General features: G+C 41.3%; 19 protein-coding genes and 1 pseudogene. 11 read left to right on the top strand and 9 right to left on the bottom strand.

Annotated features, from left to right (window positions below; translation table 11 throughout):
- Nucleotides 1–68: 68 nt before the first annotated feature.
- Together A6755_RS20915 and A6755_RS20910 are read left to right on the top strand one after the other, a co-directional pair.
- A complete protein-coding gene (locus tag A6755_RS20915) occupies nucleotides 69–1,718 on the top strand; it encodes a glycoside hydrolase family 13 protein (protein WP_034314585.1) in 1,650 nt (549 codons plus the stop codon).
- Between the two features lie 329 nt (nucleotides 1,719–2,047).
- The gene (locus tag A6755_RS20910; protein WP_034314582.1) at nucleotides 2,048–3,091 is read left to right on the top strand and encodes a LacI family DNA-binding transcriptional regulator; all 1,044 of its coding nucleotides are present in this window, start codon (nucleotides 2,048–2,050) and stop codon (nucleotides 3,089–3,091) included.
- Nucleotides 3,092–3,128: 37 nt separating this feature from the next.
- Here the strand turns inward: A6755_RS20910 and A6755_RS20905 are convergent, their stop codons facing one another.
- The 5 genes from A6755_RS20905 to A6755_RS20890 form a co-directional block, all read right to left on the bottom strand.
- Complete coding sequence (locus A6755_RS20905) at nucleotides 3,129–3,908, bottom strand: MBL fold metallo-hydrolase (protein WP_377307420.1); 780 nt, start codon at nucleotides 3,906–3,908, stop codon at nucleotides 3,129–3,131.
- 130 nt (nucleotides 3,909–4,038) lie between these two features.
- Nucleotides 4,039–4,914 carry an SDR family oxidoreductase gene (locus A6755_RS20900; protein ID WP_034314579.1) on the bottom strand — a complete coding sequence of 292 codons (876 nt, stop codon included), beginning with the start codon at nucleotides 4,912–4,914 and terminating at the stop codon, nucleotides 4,039–4,041.
- Nucleotides 4,915–5,171: 257 nt separating this feature from the next.
- Nucleotides 5,172–5,663: a YajQ family cyclic di-GMP-binding protein gene (locus tag A6755_RS20895; protein ID WP_063591841.1), complete on the bottom strand. Its 492-nt coding sequence runs from the start codon at nucleotides 5,661–5,663 to the stop codon at nucleotides 5,172–5,174.
- A gap of 104 nt (nucleotides 5,664–5,767) precedes the next feature.
- The gene (locus A6755_RS26385; RefSeq protein ID WP_082196697.1) at nucleotides 5,768–5,899 is read right to left on the bottom strand and encodes a DUF3941 domain-containing protein; all 132 of its coding nucleotides are present in this window, start codon (nucleotides 5,897–5,899) and stop codon (nucleotides 5,768–5,770) included.
- Between the two features lie 68 nt (nucleotides 5,900–5,967).
- The gene (locus A6755_RS20890) at nucleotides 5,968–6,834 is read right to left on the bottom strand and encodes a DegV family protein (RefSeq protein WP_063591840.1); all 867 of its coding nucleotides are present in this window, start codon (nucleotides 6,832–6,834) and stop codon (nucleotides 5,968–5,970) included.
- A 156-nt stretch (nucleotides 6,835–6,990) separates the two neighbouring features.
- Between A6755_RS20890 and A6755_RS20885 the strand changes: the two genes are divergently transcribed.
- Together A6755_RS20885 and A6755_RS20880 are read left to right on the top strand one after the other, a co-directional pair.
- Complete coding sequence (locus A6755_RS20885) at nucleotides 6,991–7,833, top strand: YitT family protein (protein WP_034314573.1); 843 nt, start codon at nucleotides 6,991–6,993, stop codon at nucleotides 7,831–7,833.
- Between the two features lie 133 nt (nucleotides 7,834–7,966).
- Nucleotides 7,967–8,215 (top strand): annotated as a pseudogene (locus tag A6755_RS20880) (KGG domain-containing protein); the annotation flags it as partial.
- A 46-nt stretch (nucleotides 8,216–8,261) separates the two neighbouring features.
- Here A6755_RS20880 and A6755_RS20875 read toward each other — a convergent pair.
- From A6755_RS20875 to A6755_RS20870, 3 genes are all read right to left on the bottom strand, one after another.
- Nucleotides 8,262–8,453: a DUF3813 domain-containing protein gene (locus A6755_RS20875; RefSeq protein ID WP_063591838.1), complete on the bottom strand. Its 192-nt coding sequence runs from the start codon at nucleotides 8,451–8,453 to the stop codon at nucleotides 8,262–8,264.
- On the bottom strand, nucleotides 8,453–8,605 hold the full coding sequence (locus tag A6755_RS27245) for a hypothetical protein (RefSeq protein ID WP_164468789.1): 153 nt from the start codon (nucleotides 8,603–8,605) through the stop codon (nucleotides 8,453–8,455). Before A6755_RS27245 ends, A6755_RS20875 begins: the two co-directional genes overlap by 1 nt.
- A 103-nt stretch (nucleotides 8,606–8,708) precedes the next feature.
- Complete coding sequence (locus tag A6755_RS20870) at nucleotides 8,709–9,524, bottom strand: Cof-type HAD-IIB family hydrolase (protein ID WP_057275841.1); 816 nt, start codon at nucleotides 9,522–9,524, stop codon at nucleotides 8,709–8,711.
- 216 nt (nucleotides 9,525–9,740) lie between these two features.
- Between A6755_RS20870 and A6755_RS20865 the strand changes: the two genes are divergently transcribed.
- The 3 genes from A6755_RS20865 to moaA all read left to right on the top strand — a co-directional run bounded on the left by A6755_RS20865 (nucleotide 9,741) and on the right by moaA (nucleotide 12,047).
- Nucleotides 9,741–10,529: an alpha/beta fold hydrolase gene (locus A6755_RS20865; protein ID WP_034314565.1), complete on the top strand. Its 789-nt coding sequence runs from the start codon at nucleotides 9,741–9,743 to the stop codon at nucleotides 10,527–10,529.
- Nucleotides 10,530–10,617: 88 nt separating this feature from the next.
- On the top strand, nucleotides 10,618–10,926 hold the full coding sequence (locus A6755_RS20860) for a metal-sulfur cluster assembly factor (RefSeq protein ID WP_034314562.1): 309 nt from the start codon (nucleotides 10,618–10,620) through the stop codon (nucleotides 10,924–10,926).
- A gap of 107 nt (nucleotides 10,927–11,033) precedes the next feature.
- Complete coding sequence (moaA, locus tag A6755_RS20855) at nucleotides 11,034–12,047, top strand: GTP 3',8-cyclase MoaA (RefSeq protein WP_063591837.1); 1,014 nt, start codon at nucleotides 11,034–11,036, stop codon at nucleotides 12,045–12,047.
- A 240-nt stretch (nucleotides 12,048–12,287) separates the two neighbouring features.
- On the opposite strand, the gene A6755_RS20850 is transcribed toward moaA, so the two are convergent.
- A complete protein-coding gene (locus A6755_RS20850; protein ID WP_244889701.1) occupies nucleotides 12,288–12,863 on the bottom strand; it encodes a Crp/Fnr family transcriptional regulator in 576 nt (191 codons plus the stop codon).
- 349 nt (nucleotides 12,864–13,212) lie between these two features.
- Here A6755_RS20850 and argC point away from each other — a divergent pair, with 349 nt between their 5' ends.
- The 4 genes from argC to argD are packed head-to-tail and all read left to right on the top strand — an operon-like array spanning nucleotide 13,213 to nucleotide 17,432.
- Nucleotides 13,213–14,250, top strand: a complete 1,038-nt coding sequence (argC, locus tag A6755_RS20845; RefSeq protein WP_063591836.1) for an N-acetyl-gamma-glutamyl-phosphate reductase — start codon at nucleotides 13,213–13,215, stop codon at nucleotides 14,248–14,250.
- Nucleotides 14,251–14,266: 16 nt separating this feature from the next.
- Nucleotides 14,267–15,499, top strand: a complete 1,233-nt coding sequence (argJ, locus tag A6755_RS20840; protein WP_063591835.1) for a bifunctional ornithine acetyltransferase/N-acetylglutamate synthase — start codon at nucleotides 14,267–14,269, stop codon at nucleotides 15,497–15,499.
- An 11-nt stretch (nucleotides 15,500–15,510) separates the two neighbouring features.
- Complete coding sequence (argB, locus tag A6755_RS20835; RefSeq protein WP_063591834.1) at nucleotides 15,511–16,284, top strand: acetylglutamate kinase; 774 nt, start codon at nucleotides 15,511–15,513, stop codon at nucleotides 16,282–16,284.
- Complete coding sequence (gene argD, locus A6755_RS20830) at nucleotides 16,281–17,432, top strand: acetylornithine transaminase (RefSeq protein ID WP_063591833.1); 1,152 nt, start codon at nucleotides 16,281–16,283, stop codon at nucleotides 17,430–17,432. Before argB ends, argD begins: the two co-directional genes overlap by 4 nt.
- Nucleotides 17,433–17,440 lie beyond the last annotated feature (8 nt).

The following is a 17,440-nucleotide window of genomic DNA, read 5'->3' as shown; positions in this document are numbered from 1 at the left end:
TCGATTGTCGGTAACCGCCAAACATTGTCCCTAAGGCTTTGTGGAAAACAGGATCGGGAGGTTACAGCATGAATAAGACCTGGTGGAAAGAAGCGGTTTGTTATCAAATTTACCCGCGCAGTTTCATGGATAGTAATGGTGATGGGGTCGGAGACATAAAAGGTTTGATTTCAAAGCTCGACTATCTGCAGGAATTAGGGATAGATGTCATTTGGATTTGTCCTTTTTATAAATCGCCCAATGCGGATAATGGCTATGATATTAGTGATTATCAAGCAGTTTCCGATGAATTCGGTTCAATCGAAGATATTGATCTGTTATTGAAAGATGTTCACGGGCGTGGGATGAAGGTGATACTCGACCTTGTTTTGAATCATACAAGTGATGAGCACCCCTGGTTCGTCGAGTCACGTTCTTCCCGCGATAATCCGAAACGGGATTGGTATATTTGGAGGGATGGGCAGGACGGCCGTGAGCCTAATAATTGGGAAAGCATTTTTTCCGGAAGTGCCTGGAAATTCGATGAAAGGACCAATCAATACTATTTACATCTATTTGCCGAAAAGCAGCCAGACTTAAACTGGAAAAACACTGATGTGCGAAAGGCGTTATATGAAATGGTCAATTGGTGGCTCGATAAGGGAATCGATGGCTTCCGGATTGATGCAATCACGCATATTCATAAGCGTGAAGGCCTTCCGGATATGCCCAATCCATATTGGCATCAGTATGTACCTGCGTTTGAAATGCATACCAATCAGGATGGGATTCTGGATTACCTTCAGGAGTTGAAAGAAGAGACTTTCTCTAAGTATGATATCATGACCGTCGGTGAGGCCAATGGCGTCAGGATAGAGCAGGCGGAAGAATGGGTCGGGGAATCGAATGGGAAGTTCAATATGATCTTTCAATTTGAACATCTTGGTCTTTGGAATAGGGGACAGAATCACGCTGTTGATGTTCAAGGGTTAAAGCGAACGATGACCAAATGGCAAAAGGGGCTGAAAAACAAAGGATGGAATGCTTTGTTTTTTGAAAATCATGACCAGCCGAGAAGTGTATCCACCTGGGGAAATGATCATCAATATTGGTTGGAAAGCGCAAAAATGATAGGGGCCCTTTACTTTTTCATGCAAGGGACACCTTTTATTTATCAAGGTCAGGAAATTGGCATGACAAATGTCCAATTTGATTCGATTGATGATTATGATGATGTCGGAATGAAAAACTTTTATAGGATAGAGACCTCGAAAGGTCGGCCTCATGATGAGATCATGAACATTATATGGCATAGCGGCCGTGATAATTCACGAACACCGATGCAATGGAATGATCTTGAAAATGGCGGATTCACTCATGGAACCCCTTGGATGAGGGTTAATCCAAATTATCGCGCCATTAATGTAGAACAGCAGAAAAATGACCCGTCATCCATTTATCATTTTTATAAAAAGATGATTGAACTTCGAAAAAAACATCAGGTCCTTGTTTATGGGGAATATGAGTTATTATGGGAAGATCATCCTGAACTTTATATTTATACAAGAAACATGAATGATAATTCAGTTATGGTAGTATGTAACTTTAGTATGAATCACCATCAAATCGACCTTTCTTATTGGGGGGAAATGGAACTTTTGCTTGCTAATTATGAGGATTGTCCTGAGGTGCCCCTTATTGACTTACGTCCATATGAAACGAGGATTTATCGTTATTGATTCTATGGACTTGATTGGAAATTAGCCTAAAACCTATGTAGTTAGTCGTCTGACTTCTTAATTTCCGATAGACCTGTCGTTTTTCAAGAAGCTGATCATCCATCAGCTTCTTTTTGAATTTTAAATCCAGATGAAAAAAAACGGAAAAGTGAGTATTTTCTGAAAAATTAAACAAACATTAAAAAAAGTATGGATATAACTATTGAACTGAGTGTATTATGAATACATACAAAATGTATAAATATAAAACAAATATTAGAGAAGTGTTTATTGGTATTCACCTTTTTTAAATGAAGTCAATAAAGGCTAAGAAAGGAGAGGGGAAATGCATGGCCATCACAATAAAAGATGTGGCACAGCTAGCGAATGTTGCTCCTTCAACAGTTTCTCGAGTGATTGCAAATAATCCTCGAATAAGTGAAAAAACAAAGGTAAGGGTACGTAAGGCGATGACTAAATTAGGATACCATCCAAACTTCATTGCACGTAGTCTTGCCAATCAATCGACCAGGATCATTGGCTTGGTAATGCCAAGTTCGTCAAATGATTATTATCAAAATCCCTTTTTTCCTACGATCCTCCAGGGTCTAAGTGAGGGAGCTCAGGAAAACCATTATTCCCTGTTGTTAAGCACGGGAAAAACAGAAGATGAAATCTACGAAGGAGTAGTTAATATGGTGCAGGGGGGGATGGTGGATGGAATAATCCTGATGTATTCAAGGATGAACGATCACATTCTGACCTATTTGAGGGAAAGGGATTTTCCATTTGTGATCATTGGGAAACCCTATGATTACATCGAGGAGATAACATATGTTGATAACGATAATGTCTTGGCTGCCGAACAGGCAACGGATTACCTCATAAAGCTAGGACATGAAAGGGTTGGATTCATCGGAGGGGATGAATCCCTCATGATGACCATTGATCGCTTATCAGGATATGAACGGGCATTGGAGAGGGCTGGAATCGATCGAAGGATGGAATATACCCTGCATGAAGATTTTTTGCATGAAGGGGGACAAGCCGCTGCAAAAAGGTTACTATCCATCGATGAACCACCTACCGCTTTGGTGGTCAGTGATGATCTCATGGCACTTGGCATCGTGCATTCACTTCGCGAAATGGGCGTGCGCACTCCTGAAGAAATGTCAATCGTCAGCTTCAATAACGTTCTTTTCTCTGAACTGTCATTACCAGCCCTGACCTCCGTAGATATTAATATTTTTGATTTGGGATATCAGGCCGCTAAGGGCATCATTCATATGCTGCAGACTGGAGATGCTCCTGCCGGGACCATCATTCCACATCATTTCGTGGAAAGGCATTCCTGCAGATCGATCAAGCAAGGTGCAATGGCCATGACTTATTGAACGAGAGGGCATTGCGTAAAAGCAATGCCTTTTTTATCTAGAAATGTACGCTGAAACTTTTGAATGCATGTACACCCGTTCCGTGTCTGACCAAATGATTCTCTTTAAGATATTGAATGGCTGCAAGGACTTCTTCAAGGATCTTTGGTTCGAGGCCTAGTTGGTTGTGACCGCCATAGATTTTGGAGACTGCCTTGATCTTTGCGATTTTTTCTAACGAATTAACAAGGTCTTCAGGGTTTGTCGAGGGATAAAATGCATAAACGGGAGTATCTGAATAAAGCAGGTCGCCAGTAAATAAATAACCTGTTTCATCATCCAAAATTGAAATGTGGCCAGGCGAATGACCAGGTGTATGATAAATGCTTAAACTTCGGTTTCCAAGATCAATCGTGTCCCCATCCGATAAAAGCCTATCGGGGTACCCCTGGTATGGCTTGTATGTATCAGGATTGAATGAATCGGGAATGGGTAATGTGATATCCCGGGCCATGTTCTTTCTTATTTGTTCCAAGGGCAAACCTTCAATGCCGTTAATCAGCCAATTGGCATCATCACCATGAACATAAATCGTTTCATAATCACCGTGACCGCCAATATGATCCGCATGAACGTGTGTGGTCAGGACGATGATCGGAAGATCGGTAAGCTGGTCTGTAATCCGCTTAATCGAATCGATGCCTAATCCTGTGTCGATTAACGCAGCCCGGGTCTCACCAAGTAATAAAAAGGAATGAACTTTCTCCCAATGACCATATTCACTGATTGCAAACGTTTTTGAGTCCAATCCCTGAACGGTGAACCATGGATCTACAATATTTTTCAAAAATGACTCCACTCCTTCCAAGTCATAAATTCCGCGTTAACCGGAAATATCCTGCCTGAAAGAGTAAAAGCAGTGGATTTCAATTTATGAAATCCACTGCTTTTGGAAAAAAGGTAAGGCCTTATCCGTTAACAACGGTCCCGCCGTTTACATGGATGACTTGTCCGCTGACATATGATGAATCATCACTTGCCAAATATACATAGGCTGGTGCCAATTCCTCAGGCTGACCTGCACGGCCCATTGGAGTATCCTGTCCGAATTTGGCAACATCCTCCTCGCCGAATGAGGCAGGAATCAACGGTGTCCAGATCGGTCCAGGCGCAACACCATTCACTCGGATGCCATCTTTTGAAATGGAGTTCGACAGGGCTCTTGTAAATGCAAGTATTGCACCTTTAGTTGAAGAGTAATCGATTAGTTTTGGGTTGCCCTGATAGGCTGTGATAGAGGTTGTATTAATGATGCTGCTTCCTTTTTTTAAGTGCTTCAATGCAGCTTTAGTTAAGTGGAACATCGAGAAAATATTCGTGCGGAACGTTTTTTCCAATTGTTCAGCTGAAATGTCCAGGATACTTGTCTGCACATGCTGTTCTCCGGCGTTGTTGACTAGAATGTCCAAACCGCCAAATTCATCAACCGTTTTTTTGACGACTTCCTGGCAGAAGGCTTCATCACCGATATCACCGGAAATGAGTAAACATTTCTGGCCTTCTTTTTCGATCAATTCTTTTGTCGCTTTGGCATCCTCGTGTTCATCCAAGTATGCAACTGTCACATTCGCTCCTTCTTTAGCGTAGTAAATGGCAACTGATTTTCCGATGCCGCTGTCTCCTCCCGTTATGATTGCCGTTTTACCTATTAATTTGCCGCTTCCTTTGTAGGCAGCATTAACTGAATCAGGGTTCGGTTCCATTTTTGTTTCCAATCCAGGTTGATGCTGCTGATGTTGAGGTGGAAATCCTTGTTTGTTCTGATTTTGGTTTTGAGTAGTCAAGATATAAACGCCTCCCATTTAATGATCTACGCTTTTTCTATTCCTTCTTTTAGGAAAAAGAAAACATGGAAAAAATACCCATAAAAATTTTGGTTTATGTGTTTTAACTGAAGGGAACATGACTAGTCTTTCCATGTTCCATGAAGGCGATTCATAAGAAAAAGAGGAGGATGAGCGCTGATGGGGGCAGTTGAAACAGTTGAAACAGTTGAAACAAATGAAAAAAGGCCCACCCAAAGCAGGTGAGGCCTTCATACTTAGCGATAATTTAAGAATTGTACATCAATGGACAGATCAGCGCCACGAATCGCAGAAATGATTCCTTGTAAATCATCCCGGTTCTTACCGGTAACCCGGATTTGATCATCCTGGATCTGGCTTTTCACCTTAAGGCCGCTATTTTTAATGATGGTATTGATCTTTTTTGCTTGCTCCTTATCGATGCCTTGAATTAACTTGGCCCGTTGGCGAACGGTCCCGCCAGAAGCTCCTTCCAATTTGCCATAATCCAGGTTCTTGACGGGTACGTCACGTTTAATGAGTTTACTGATGAGAACATCCTTCAGCTGTTCGAGCTTATATTCATCGTCGGATACTAAAACCAAGTCTTCTTTATCAATGGTGATGCTGCTTATGCTCCCTTTAAAATCATAGCGTGTCTGTATTTCCTTCATAGCCATGGTAACTGCATTCGTTACCTCTGAAAAGTTTACTTTCGAAACAATATCAAATGAATTTTCCTTTGCCATCACTTACCTCCAGCAGGGTTTATTTCCTTTATTATAGAGAAAGTATGATAGGAAGACAACTATCTAAACGATAATTAAAAAAGCGAGGGGACAAGCCCCACGCTTCATTTATGGTCCGTTTTCTTCGAATAGGAGTGCTTACCTGCAGTAAGGTTTTCCTGATATGCGATATTTTTTTCAGCATTTCTCGCTTGGTTATCTTTGGGCCTTTTATTGTCATCGGTTGTTTTGGACATAGTGAAAACTCCCTTCCATTATCTGATCAATATATATTGTTCACAATTATGGAAGGGAGTATGTATGTTTATGATTTCTCAGGGGTATCGTTTAAGAAGAAGAGGGCAATTGTGCCAGGGCCGGCATGTGCACCGATGACGGAGCCAATTGTATGGACCATGAAGTCGGTCGTCCCGAATTCATTTTGGATGGCTTCCTTCCATTCCAGGGCCGTTGCTTCATCATCACCATGACTGATGGCAATCGTTTGGGTAGTTAAGTTTTTGCCTCTTTCGTGCATTAATTCGATTACACGTTTGATCAATTTCTTTTTGCCGCGTATCTTTTCAAGCGGAACAAGCTTCCCGTCTTCGACATGCAATAACGGTTTAATGTTTAATAAACCGCCAACAAGGGCAGATGTCTTGGAGATGCGGCCGCCACGTGCCAGATATTCAAGGTTATCTACAGTGAATAGATGCTCCATATGCCGGGTTTGGAATTCTATGGCAGCCAGGATTTCTTCTTTAGTGGCACCGTTTGCTGCCAGATCGGCTGCCTTCTTTACAATCAAACCGACGCCCATCGAAGCGCATTTCGTATTGACGATTTCAATGTCAAGGTCAGGGTACTCTTCCTTCACCTGATTAAGAATCATGACTGCCGTTTGATATGTTCCTGATAACTCAGAGGAAAAGGCGATATATATCCCTTGTTTTTTCTCTTTGGCAAACTGTGTGAAAAGTTCTATAAAGTATTCTGGAGAAGCTTGCGATGTTTTCGGGGCTTTTCCTTCAAGCATCGCCTGATAGACTTCGTGAGAATTAATGGTAAGTAAATCTTCATAAGTTTCCCCGTCAAGATGGACTTGTAAAGGGATTAATGAAACATTGTTTTCCTTATAGAAAGACAACGGCAAATCACATGCACTATCTGCAAGAATTGTGATAGCCATAATACACCTGCTTTCTTTTTACAATTTTTAGAAAATGAGTGGTCACTCTACTTTTTAGTGTAGCACGTAACGGTAAAAATTCAATCTCTACGTAAATAGAATAAATAATTAAGGGTAAAAAGATAATAGAATAAGGGTGAAATGGAGGTTTTTAGGATGTACAGTGGTGAAATGAAGAAAATTATCATAGTTGTGGTCGGGGCATTGCTTAATGCCATCGCAATGAACTTTTTTCTAATACCGGCAAACGTATATGCAAGCGGATTTACCGGAGTGGCCCAGCTTCTATCGAGGATGATTGGATCTTTTGCTCCTATTAATGTATCGACAGGTATTCTCTTGCTTTTATTGAACATTCCAGTAACGATCATTGCTTGGCGAAAGGTAGGAAAGTCTTTCACTTTTTATAGTTTCCTCAGCGTTGCCTTGATGTCCTTTTTTATGGAAATCATCCCGATTACACGCTGGTCACCTGACATATTATTGAATGCGGTATTTGGCGGAGTCATAGCTGCAGTTGGTGTGGGGATCACCTTGAAATACGGTGCATCGACTGGCGGAATGGATATTATCGCCATGCTTCTTTCACGGAAGAAGGATAAACCTGTAGGGACTTATTTATTTCTGCTGAATGGCGTGATCATTGTAACGGCAGGTGCTGTTTATGGACCGGAAAAAGCTTTGTATACACTTGTTACCCTTTATACATCGACCCGTGTCGTGGACGCGATACATACACGTCATGAAAAGCTTACGGCGATGATCATTACAAAGAAAAGCGAAGAGCTTAAACAGGCAATCCATGCTAAATTAGTTCGCGGAATTACAAGGGTTCCCGCTAAAGGTGCATTCACTAACGAAACTAAGGAAATGTTATTGATTGTCATAACAAGGTATGAACTGTATGACCTTGAAAAGATCATCAAGGAAGTGGATCCACACGCATTCACAAACATCATAGAAACGTCAGGAATTGTTGGGACTTTCCGCAGGGAATGATATTAATGAAAAATCAAGGCCATTACACTTCTATTACCAAAGGAGGTCGGCGTTTTAAGTTTATTGCCTGTACAAAACGGCTAATTCTAATACTGTAGCGCCGATTTAAAAATCTTATGAAGGAGTGATTAAAATGGCTAACGACGAAAAAATGAGCAGGCAGGAAGCAGGCCGTAAAGGCGGGGAAGCCACTTCTAAAAATCACGACAAGGATTTTTTACCGGGAAATTGTCAAAAGGGTGGAGAAGCCACTTCGGATAATCATGATAAGGAATTCTATCAGGAAATTGGACAAAAGGGCGGGGAAGCCACTGCTGATTCCCATGGTGAAGATTTTTATAAGGAGATCGGTGAAAAAGGCGGTAAGGCACGAAATAACAATTGAAAAACAAAGCGTAAGCCTCCAGGAATCCCTGGAGGCTTTCACATTATTTAGAGTGATTTTCCAGCTCTTGCTGGAGTTCTCGCAATTGTTCTTTTTCAGCCTCGTTCGTATTGGCAAAGGCTGATGAAAGAGCGTTTTTAGCGATTTCCTCTGTCTTATGCTGGTCACCTTCATGCTCAGAGTGGAGAGCTTCTTCAACAAATTCCCTAGCCTTTTGGAATAATTTGTTTCCCATTAGAAGCCACCATAGCTTTGTTCAGACATAATTCTTAACCTGTCTTTTTCTGCCTCTTCAAACGTAGTGTGATAAGGGATTTTTTCGGCATGCCTGGCAACACTTTCTTTGCCCTGCTGTACAAATCGTTTAGATTTACTGCTTTTACCCATTCTTATCTCCTCCGATTCTGAGCGTTGTCGACAACGGAATAGATCTGTTGTCCATATTAGTTTGGCTTGAAAGTTGAATATTATGAAGGTAAAAAATGACGAATTAGGCTTTCATATTGAATTTTTCTTCGAGGAAGACGGCTATACCATCTTCTTCATTCGTCAATGTCGTCGTATTTGCTACCGTTTTTACTGGAGAGATCGCATTTCCCATGGCCACCCCGGTTCCCGCATATTCGAGCATTTCCAAATCATTATCTTCATCACCGAAAGCGATTATCCTGTTTTGAGGAATTTCCAGATAGTTGGATACGCGTTTTAGCCCTACGGCTTTACTTAACCCGCTTTTTATTATTTCGATGATATGAAAAGGCTCTGCCCAGCGGCGGTGATCGACCAATTCTGCATGGACATCGGATAGATGCTGGCGAATCTGCCCTACGAATTCACTATCTGTGTGAATCAGCATCGAAGTTGGGGAATCCTGAAGGTAATTGCGTAAATCACCTGTCTTCATGATCGGATTTCCTAGATTGAACATGTTCATCAACTTTTCATCATGATAATGGACATAAACTTCATCCCGGACTTCAGCGATGATGTTATGATATGTAAACTGATCACACGCTTCGACAATTTCTTTCGCAACATTTATATCCAGTGGAGAGTGGTATACCCCCCAGCTTGTATGTAATGGGTGATGGACGAAAGCGCCATTGAAATTAACGATTGGTGTAGTCAGCCCCAGTTCCCGGTAATAAAGTTCACTTGAGCGAAAGGGGCGCCCGGTGGCGATCATAACCTCGTGTCCATCTTCTTTAAGTTTTAGGAGTGTTTTTTTAGTCCTTGAAGAAATTGTTTTGTTATCTGTAAGTAAAGTGCCATCAAGATCCAATACGATTAAATGTTTCTCAGTCATGTACACACCTTCTGTTCTTTTTGATTTCATTATATGCAAATATTGTTAAGCCTATTTTAAAGTAAATGTAAATCTTTTTCATTCTTTATGCATTCCTGTATGATATTACTATATTCAGGATTATGATAATTAAAGCGAAGCTCAGATTTAAAGGTAATTAATTCCATTTTGATAATGGATTGAAAAGACCGGGACAAATTATTCGGAGGGGTTAACTTGATAATAATTGAAAAAGAACTAATTGGACAAATTCCTGTCTTGCACTTAGGGAAACAAACCACTTTCAATCAGGAATTGCCGCTTATTATTTTTATACATGGTTTTCAAAGTGCAAAAGAACACAATCTGCACTATGCTTATTTATTGGCTGAAAAGGGGTTTCGTGTCCTTCTACCCGATGTGATTCATCATGGGGAAAGGGAAGCCGGTTTAAGTGATTCTCAAATGATGCCCCGTTTTTGGGAAATGGTTTTACAAACAATCCAGGATTTATCTTTGCTGAAGGATGATTTATTATCCCGAAAATTGATTGATCCCGACAGAATTGGCGTGGCAGGTACTTCAATGGGGGGAATAGTTACTAATGGGGCTCTGGCTGCATATGAATGGATTTCCGCCGGAGTCAGTTTAATGGGGAACCCATCATATGTCGCGTATGCAGAGCTCCAAATGGAGGAGATTAAGAAAAGGAAAGTTGATTTCCCTGTTACTGATGAGGAAGTTGCGAAAGTGATTGAACAGCTCAAGCCATTTGATTTGAGTCTAAATCAGGATAAGCTTTGCGACCGACCGCTTCTTTTTTGGCATGGTGCCAAAGATCCGGTTGTACCTTATCAGCATGCATACCGTTTTTATGAGGGGGTCAAAGCAGGGTATGGCAAGGCGGATGAAAAAATTGATTTTATCCTTGACCCTAAGGCTGGGCATAAGGTCAGCAGAGAAGGAGTGCTTAAGACAGCGGACTGGTTCGCGAAACATTTACTGTCTGCTGTGCAAAATGCTTAAGTACTCACTCGAAATCTGTTATGATGCTTATACGGACATAATGATGAAAGCGACAAACTAGAGATTTTCCATAAAAGGAGTGAGTGAAGTGGATCAAGATACAAAAGACATTATTCTTGGAGCTTTGGAGCAGGTCATTGACCCTGAGCTTGGTATAGATATCGTTAATTTAGGCTTGGTATATGATGTGGATATGGATGAGGAAGGTCTGACCACCGTTACGATGACATTGACAGCAATGGGCTGTCCGATGGCTGGGACGATCGTCGATCAAGTTAAATTGGTTCTGGAAGATATCCCCGAGGTCAAGGAAACGGACGTGAAGATAGTCTGGAGTCCGCCATGGACGAAAGACAAAATGTCCAGATATGCTAAAATTGCATTAGGTATCAAATAATAACTCTGTAATAGAAATGAAAAGCCAGTCAAAAAAAGTGAACCCATTCAAGGAGCCACTTTTTATGGTCTGGTTTTTTTCTAATACTTTCGGCTAGGAGTGGTTAATTGAACAGTCAAATTAAAGATTCATTGGACAGGCCACTAAGGGATTTAAGGATTTCAGTCATAGATCGCTGTAACTTTCGCTGCCAGTATTGCATGCCTGCTGAAATTTTTCACGAGAATTTTCAGTTCCTGCCTAAAAGTGAGCTATTATCTTATGAGGAAATTGTAAGGCTTTCTAAAATCTTCGCAGGCTTAGGGGTAAAAAAACTAAGGTTGACTGGCGGGGAACCATTACTCCGAAGAGATCTTAGCACTCTGATTTCAAATCTCGTTAAAATTGAAGGTATTGAAGATATTGGACTGACCACGAATGGGGTCTTCTTGAAAAAACATGCCGTAAATTTGAAGGAAGCTGGTTTGCAGAGGGTGAATATCAGCTTGGACAGCCTCGATGACGATCTCTTCAAGAAGATGAACGGCAGGGATATCGGCATAAAGCCCGTAATTGAAGGCATCTCTGCTGCTAAAGAAGCAGGGCTTGGCGTTAAAGTGAATATGGTAGTCAAAAAAGAAACCAATGAATCTCAAATCCTGCCGATGGCCCGATTTTGTAAAGATGAGGGCCTTCAATTACGCTATATAGAATTCATGGATGTCGGACATACAAATGGCTGGCAGTTAAAGAATGTCATTACGAAAAAAGAACTGCTTGCAATGCTCCAAACCGAATTCGATCTCGAACCAGTTGAAGAAGATTATTTTGGAGAGGTCGCAAAACGCTTCCGCTATAAGGGCACTACTGCAGAAGTAGGCTTCATTACCTCGGTTTCCGAGTCTTTTTGTTCAAGTTGTACTCGTGCACGTCTTTCTGCTAATGGAAGTTTATATACATGCCTGTTTAATGGAAAGGGACATGACTTGAAGTCATTGCTCCGTTCCGACATGACCGATGAAGAATTGACAGGGTTCATCATTTCACTTTGGGACCGTAGGGACGACCGCTATTCGGATGAGCGTGCAGCGGGAACGGTGAAGAAACAGGAAAAAATCGAAATGTCATTCATTGGCGGATAATCCGTCCGAATGAAAAATTAAGGGATGGCAGCTATGCCATCCCTTTTTTTGTATAGTTGTCAGGACCTGATGCCGGTCAATGGCGAAATCCATGTTTATACTTTTTTTATGCATTTTTATTTAGGATACAGGTAATGAAAATAATTCAATGGTCCTAGGGATGGATTAGTCTGAAATAAATTCCATTCATTATTAAGATCATTAAGGCTTTATGTATTGCTGCTTTTTATGGGAAAGGATTCAATCGATTGTACAGATTTCTATTGGACAGTTTTCACAGTCGATTTCCTGTTTCAAATAGTCAAAGTCAAGAATCGTAATGCGGCCCTTTTTAATGGAGATGACATTGTTTTTCCTTAATTGAGCGAGCATTCGATTGACTACTTCGCGGGATGTGCCGCAAAAATTGGCGAGTTCTTGGTTTGTAAAGGGAAGATTGATAACTTTGCCGTCTTCCGCTTCAGTGCCATAGCTATTTGATAAACGGATGAGGGTGGAGTAAAATGCACCTTTTTTACCGTGCAGGAGCATATCGCGGAATTTAGCCTGATTTTTACGGTTTTGAGCGGATAACCATGTCATCATCTCGACTGCGAGATGGCTATCAGAGGCGATTTTTTCTTCTAATGCTTCTTTGGAAATAACCGCGACAGTACCATCTTCCATCATTTTTGCATTCATCATATATTTAGGATTTTGAGAAAATAAGACTGTCTCCCCAACCAAATCATTCTCCGAACTAATGCGTATAGTTAATTCCCGACCGTCGGGAACAACCTTACTCACTTCTACTTTCCCATTTATAATGTAATACAAGTCACTTGCTGGGGTGCTCTCATGAAAAAAGGTAGCGCCCTTTTTCCATATGTTTAATTTGTTGTTTATTATCTAAAATTGCTTGCATCCGATTGGATAACGATAATTCATTCATGCATATGACCACCTTTCAGAAACCGTCATTACTCAATTACTACCTTTGATTTAAACGGAAAAAACCCTAGTAGTCAACAGCTTTGGATAATTCTAGGAATTTCGTTGGATAATATTTCATTTAAAATTTATGTTTATAATTTTATAAAAATACATTTGATTTTATTTTTATTCAGTCTTATAATAATAGAATCAAAGATTGACAGAGGGACCTGAAATTATAGGAGATGGTTTTATGAACGTATCAATAGTAGGTGCAACGGGTTATGGAGGAATGGAACTAATAAGGTTTTTGAATAATCATCCGCAATTTAAAATAAAATCATTGCATACTTCATCCCAATTTGGTCGAAATTTATATGAAGAAAATGCACATTTAATGCATATGAAAGATACATTAGAAGAAATCGACCCGGAAGCGATTGCAAAAAAATCAGATATTGTATTTCTTGCAACTCCTTCGGGCGTTTCATCGCAATTGATTTCGGAATTTTCTGACCTCGACATTAAAGTGATCGACCTATCAGGAGACCTTAGGCTTCAAACTCCAGGTGAATACGAAAACTGGTATAAAAAGCCGGCAGCGCCTCAGCATATTATTGAAAAAGCCGTATACGGATTGGCTGAATGGAATGCCGGAGCTATAAAAAAAGCGAAGATCATTGCAAATCCTGGGTGCTACCCAACCGCATCACTATTAGGTCTCGCCCCTTTATTCACTGAAGGATTGGCCGGAGCGGATGCCGATGTGATCATCGATGCAAAATCCGGGGTTTCAGGAGCGGGTAAATCACCTTCCGCAGTCACCCATTTTAGTGAAATGAATGAGAACTTTAAGATATATAAGGTGAATCAACATCAACACATACCGGAAATCGAGCAACAGCTTGGGCGATGGTCATCAGGTTTACAGCCCATTTCCTTCAATACCCATCTTGTCCCAATGACAAGAGGGATTATGGCAACGATGTATATAAAGGTAAATCGGGAAACCTCAAATGTTGAATTAAAGGATTTGTACGAAACGGTTTACGAGAGACACCCATTTGTCCGGGTACAGCCCCTTGATCGCTTTCCATCCACGAAACAGGTATACGGATCGAACTTTTGCGACATTGGCGTCGATTATGATGAAAGAACAGGTAAGGTAACGGTGGTTTCGGTTATTGATAATTTAGTGAAGGGTGCCGCAGGGCAGGCCATTCAAAATGCAAATATATTAATGGGACTAGAAGAAACGGCAGGACTATGGAACAGTCCGTTATATCCGTAAACTATGGAGGGAACCAATGAATACACTACAGCCAGTTGAAGAAATCAAACAAATTCAAGAAGGAAACATTTTAATGCCCCAAGGGTTCAAAGCGTCAGGTGTCCATGCAGGATTACGCTATTCTAAAAAGGACGTTGGCATCATTTATACCGATGTCCCAGCATCAGCCGCGGCCGTTTATACACAAAATGTCGTTCAAGCCGCTCCAATCAATGTAACGAAAGACAGTATTGCCGTTACTGGAAAACTTCACGGCATTGTAGTGAATAGTGCTTGTGCGAATGCTTGTACAGGTGAACAAGGTTTAAAAGATGCAAATGAAATGAGGAAGCTTGCGGCTCAAAAGTTCGGTTTGGAGGACCATTCATTTGCAGTGGCTTCAACGGGAGTCATTGGGGAATTCATGGAAATGGAGAAAGTAAGAAACGGCATAGAGGCATTGCAGCCAGAAAATACACCTGAAGCTGCTGAAGCTTTCGGTACCGCCATTTTAACAACGGATATTGTAACGAAGAGTTGTGGTTATGAAACAATCATCGACGGTAAAACCGTGAAAATGGGCGGTGCTGCCAAGGGTTCGGGAATGATTCATCCGAACATGGCCACAATGCTAGGTTTCATTACGACGGATGCCGTCATTGAACCACATGATTTACAGCAAGCATTATCCTCGATTACCAATGATACATTCAATCAAATCACGGTTGATGGCGACTGTTCAACGAACGACATGGTGTTAGTGCTCGCGAATGGAGAAGCGAACAATGAACCTTTGACACCTGACCATCCAGAATGGTCCATCTTCCTGGAATTATTAAAACAAACTTCCGAAAACCTCGCCAAACAAATTGCGAAAGACGGAGAAGGTGCGACTAAACTGATAGAAGTGAATGTTCATGGCATGCATACGAAACAAGATTCACAGATGATGGCGAAGACGATCGTCGGTTCAAATCTTGTGAAAACGGCAGCTTTTGGAGCGGATGCAAACTGGGGACGAATCATAGCTGCAATGGGAAGAAGCGGAGTGGGATTCAATCCGGATCAAACAACGATCGTTTTTGGTGATATCGTCGTACTTAAAGACGGTGAGCCGATTATGTTTTCTGAGGAAGAAGCCAAAGCATACTTGGAAAATGAAAGTATCATCATTCATGTTTATTTGAAAGATGGTAATGAATCAGGCACGGCATGGGGCTGCGATTTAACCTATGATTATGTGAAAATAAACGGAAGCTATCGTTCGTAGAGGTGAAAAGTATGAACATATTAGTCATAAAGTGCGGCGGCAGCATCATCAATGAGTTATCGGAGTCGTTTTTCAATAGTATTAAAGAGTTACAAAACCGCGGATACCATATTGTCTTTGTGCATGGGGGCGGACCTGATATAAATACAATGCTTGAAAAATTTGAAATTGAACCAGTATTTGAAGATGGGTTAAGAAAAACGACCACAGAAGTGCTGGAAATTGTGGAACTTATGCTGGCAGGAAAATCGAACCGAAGCCTCGTTCATAAATTGGAAGCCCATGGCATCAAGGCACTCGGTTTAAATGGCTCGGACGGCGGAATTCTCACAGGTGATTATATCGATGAACAGAAACTTGGGGCTGTTGGAGAAATACAACAAGTCAATACGGAATTATTCGGACTTTTATTCGAAAAAGGCTATTGTCCGGTATTGACGCCCATCTCATCTACCGAAGAGGGCAATAAACTAAATGTGAATGCCGATATGGCTGCCGGGTCTGTAGCTAAGGCACTATCGGCTGACATGTGTTTATTTGTGACCGATGTTCAAGGGGTCTTGAAGAATGGGCAGATCATTGAGAAATTGAATGAAACGGAAACGAAGAATTTGATCATGGATGGAAGTATCCATGGCGGAATGATCCCGAAAGTCAATACAGCCTTGTCGGTGCTGAATAAAGGGATTGAAGAAGTGATGATCGTTAGTGGGAAAGATCATTTTTATCAAGGCGGACAATTCATCGGTACAAAATTTCTTCAGGAAGAAGGGGTATTTCAATGAGTTCTTTATTTCCTACATACGCTAGGTGGGACATTGAGCCAAGAAAAGCGTCAGGATTGAAGATTACGAGTGAAACAGGTAAAGAGTATCTGGATTTCACATCCGGAATCGGGGTTTTGAATCTTGGACATTGTCATGAGTTGGTAAAAATGGCCGTGACGGAACAACTTAATAAATATTGGCATGTATCGAACATGTTTCAAAGTTCCATACAGGAACGGACAGCAAAAATGCTGGCTGATGCCTCTGGTTTAAGTCAGGTGTTCTTTGCCAACAGCGGTGCCGAGGCGAATGAGGCAGCCATCAAACTAGCACGTAAAGCTACCGGGAAAAGCAGGATTGTCACGTGTCAGCAGTCTTTCCATGGCCGTACGTTTGCAACGATGGCTGCAACGGGACAGGAAAAAATCAAGACTGGTTTCGGACCGATGCTAGCTTCGTTCGAATATGTTCCATTTAATGATCATGATGCCATGAAAGCGGCCATCGATGAAAATACGGCAGCTGTAATGATTGAAATCGTTCAAGGAGAAGGCGGCATCCATGTTGTACAGCAATCATATCTGGACGCGATTCAAACTAAATGCCAAGAACACGGAGCTCTCCTTATCATAGATGAAATTCAGACTGGGATAGGACGTACAGGAAAGCCATTTGCATTCCAGCATTTCAATATCCTGCCGGACATCATCACTTCGGCAAAGGGGTTGGGAAATGGCCTGCCAATCGGGGCGATGATTGGGAAGGAAGAGTTGTCTGTATTCTTTGACCCTGGAAGTCATGGATCCACTTTTGGAGGGAATCCAGTTAGTGTCTCAGCAGCCGAAGCTGTATTAAAGGAAATTTTCCAATCAGGGTTTTTAAAAGAAACCGTTAAAAAGGCGGAATACCTTGAGAGCGAATTGGCAAAAGCATTGAAAGGCATCGAAGAAGTGAAAGAGATTCGCGGTCTGGGAATGATGGTCGGAATTGAATGTAAACAAGATGTTCAAGTGTTTTTAATGGAATTGCAAGAAGAGGGCTTACTTGTATTGAGTGCAGGTCCTAAAGTACTTCGTTTACTTCCATCCCTGACTGTTTCCGAATCGGAGATCGATACGGCGATAAATAAAATTAAAAAAGTATTGGCAATAAAACAAACTGTCTAAATTAATTG

It is taken from the genome of Peribacillus frigoritolerans (assembly GCF_001636405.1).
GTDB classification, from domain to species: domain Bacteria; phylum Bacillota; class Bacilli; order Bacillales; family DSM-1321; genus Peribacillus; species Peribacillus frigoritolerans.
Note: the sequence above shows the minus strand (reverse complement) of the source record. Positions and strands in the feature narration are given on the sequence as shown.

What these genes read in the sequence shown, in the direction of transcription:
- A6755_RS20915 (WP_034314585.1), top strand. Translation starts at nt 69, where the DNA reads ATGAATAAGACCTGGTGGAAAGAAGCGGTTTGTTATCAAATTTACCCG.
- A6755_RS20910 (WP_034314582.1), top strand. Translation starts at nt 2,048, where the DNA reads ATGGCCATCACAATAAAAGATGTGGCACAGCTAGCGAATGTTGCTCCT.
- A6755_RS20895 (WP_063591841.1), bottom strand. Translation starts at nt 5,663, where the DNA reads ATGGCAAAGGAAAATTCATTTGATATTGTTTCGAAAGTAAACTTTTCA.
- A6755_RS26385 (WP_082196697.1), bottom strand. Translation starts at nt 5,899, where the DNA reads ATGTCCAAAACAACCGATGACAATAAAAGGCCCAAAGATAACCAAGCG.
- A6755_RS20890 (WP_063591840.1), bottom strand. Translation starts at nt 6,834, where the DNA reads ATGGCTATCACAATTCTTGCAGATAGTGCATGTGATTTGCCGTTGTCT.
- A6755_RS20885 (WP_034314573.1), top strand. Translation starts at nt 6,991, where the DNA reads ATGTACAGTGGTGAAATGAAGAAAATTATCATAGTTGTGGTCGGGGCA.
- A6755_RS20875 (WP_063591838.1), bottom strand. Translation starts at nt 8,453, where the DNA reads ATGGGAAACAAATTATTCCAAAAGGCTAGGGAATTTGTTGAAGAAGCT.
- A6755_RS27245 (WP_164468789.1), bottom strand. Translation starts at nt 8,605, where the DNA reads ATGGGTAAAAGCAGTAAATCTAAACGATTTGTACAGCAGGGCAAAGAA.
- A6755_RS20870 (WP_057275841.1), bottom strand. Translation starts at nt 9,524, where the DNA reads ATGACTGAGAAACATTTAATCGTATTGGATCTTGATGGCACTTTACTT.
- argC (WP_063591836.1), top strand. Translation starts at nt 13,213, where the DNA reads ATGAACGTATCAATAGTAGGTGCAACGGGTTATGGAGGAATGGAACTA.
- argJ (WP_063591835.1), top strand. Translation starts at nt 14,267, where the DNA reads ATGAATACACTACAGCCAGTTGAAGAAATCAAACAAATTCAAGAAGGA.
- argB (WP_063591834.1), top strand. Translation starts at nt 15,511, where the DNA reads ATGAACATATTAGTCATAAAGTGCGGCGGCAGCATCATCAATGAGTTA.
- argD (WP_063591833.1), top strand. Translation starts at nt 16,281, where the DNA reads ATGAGTTCTTTATTTCCTACATACGCTAGGTGGGACATTGAGCCAAGA.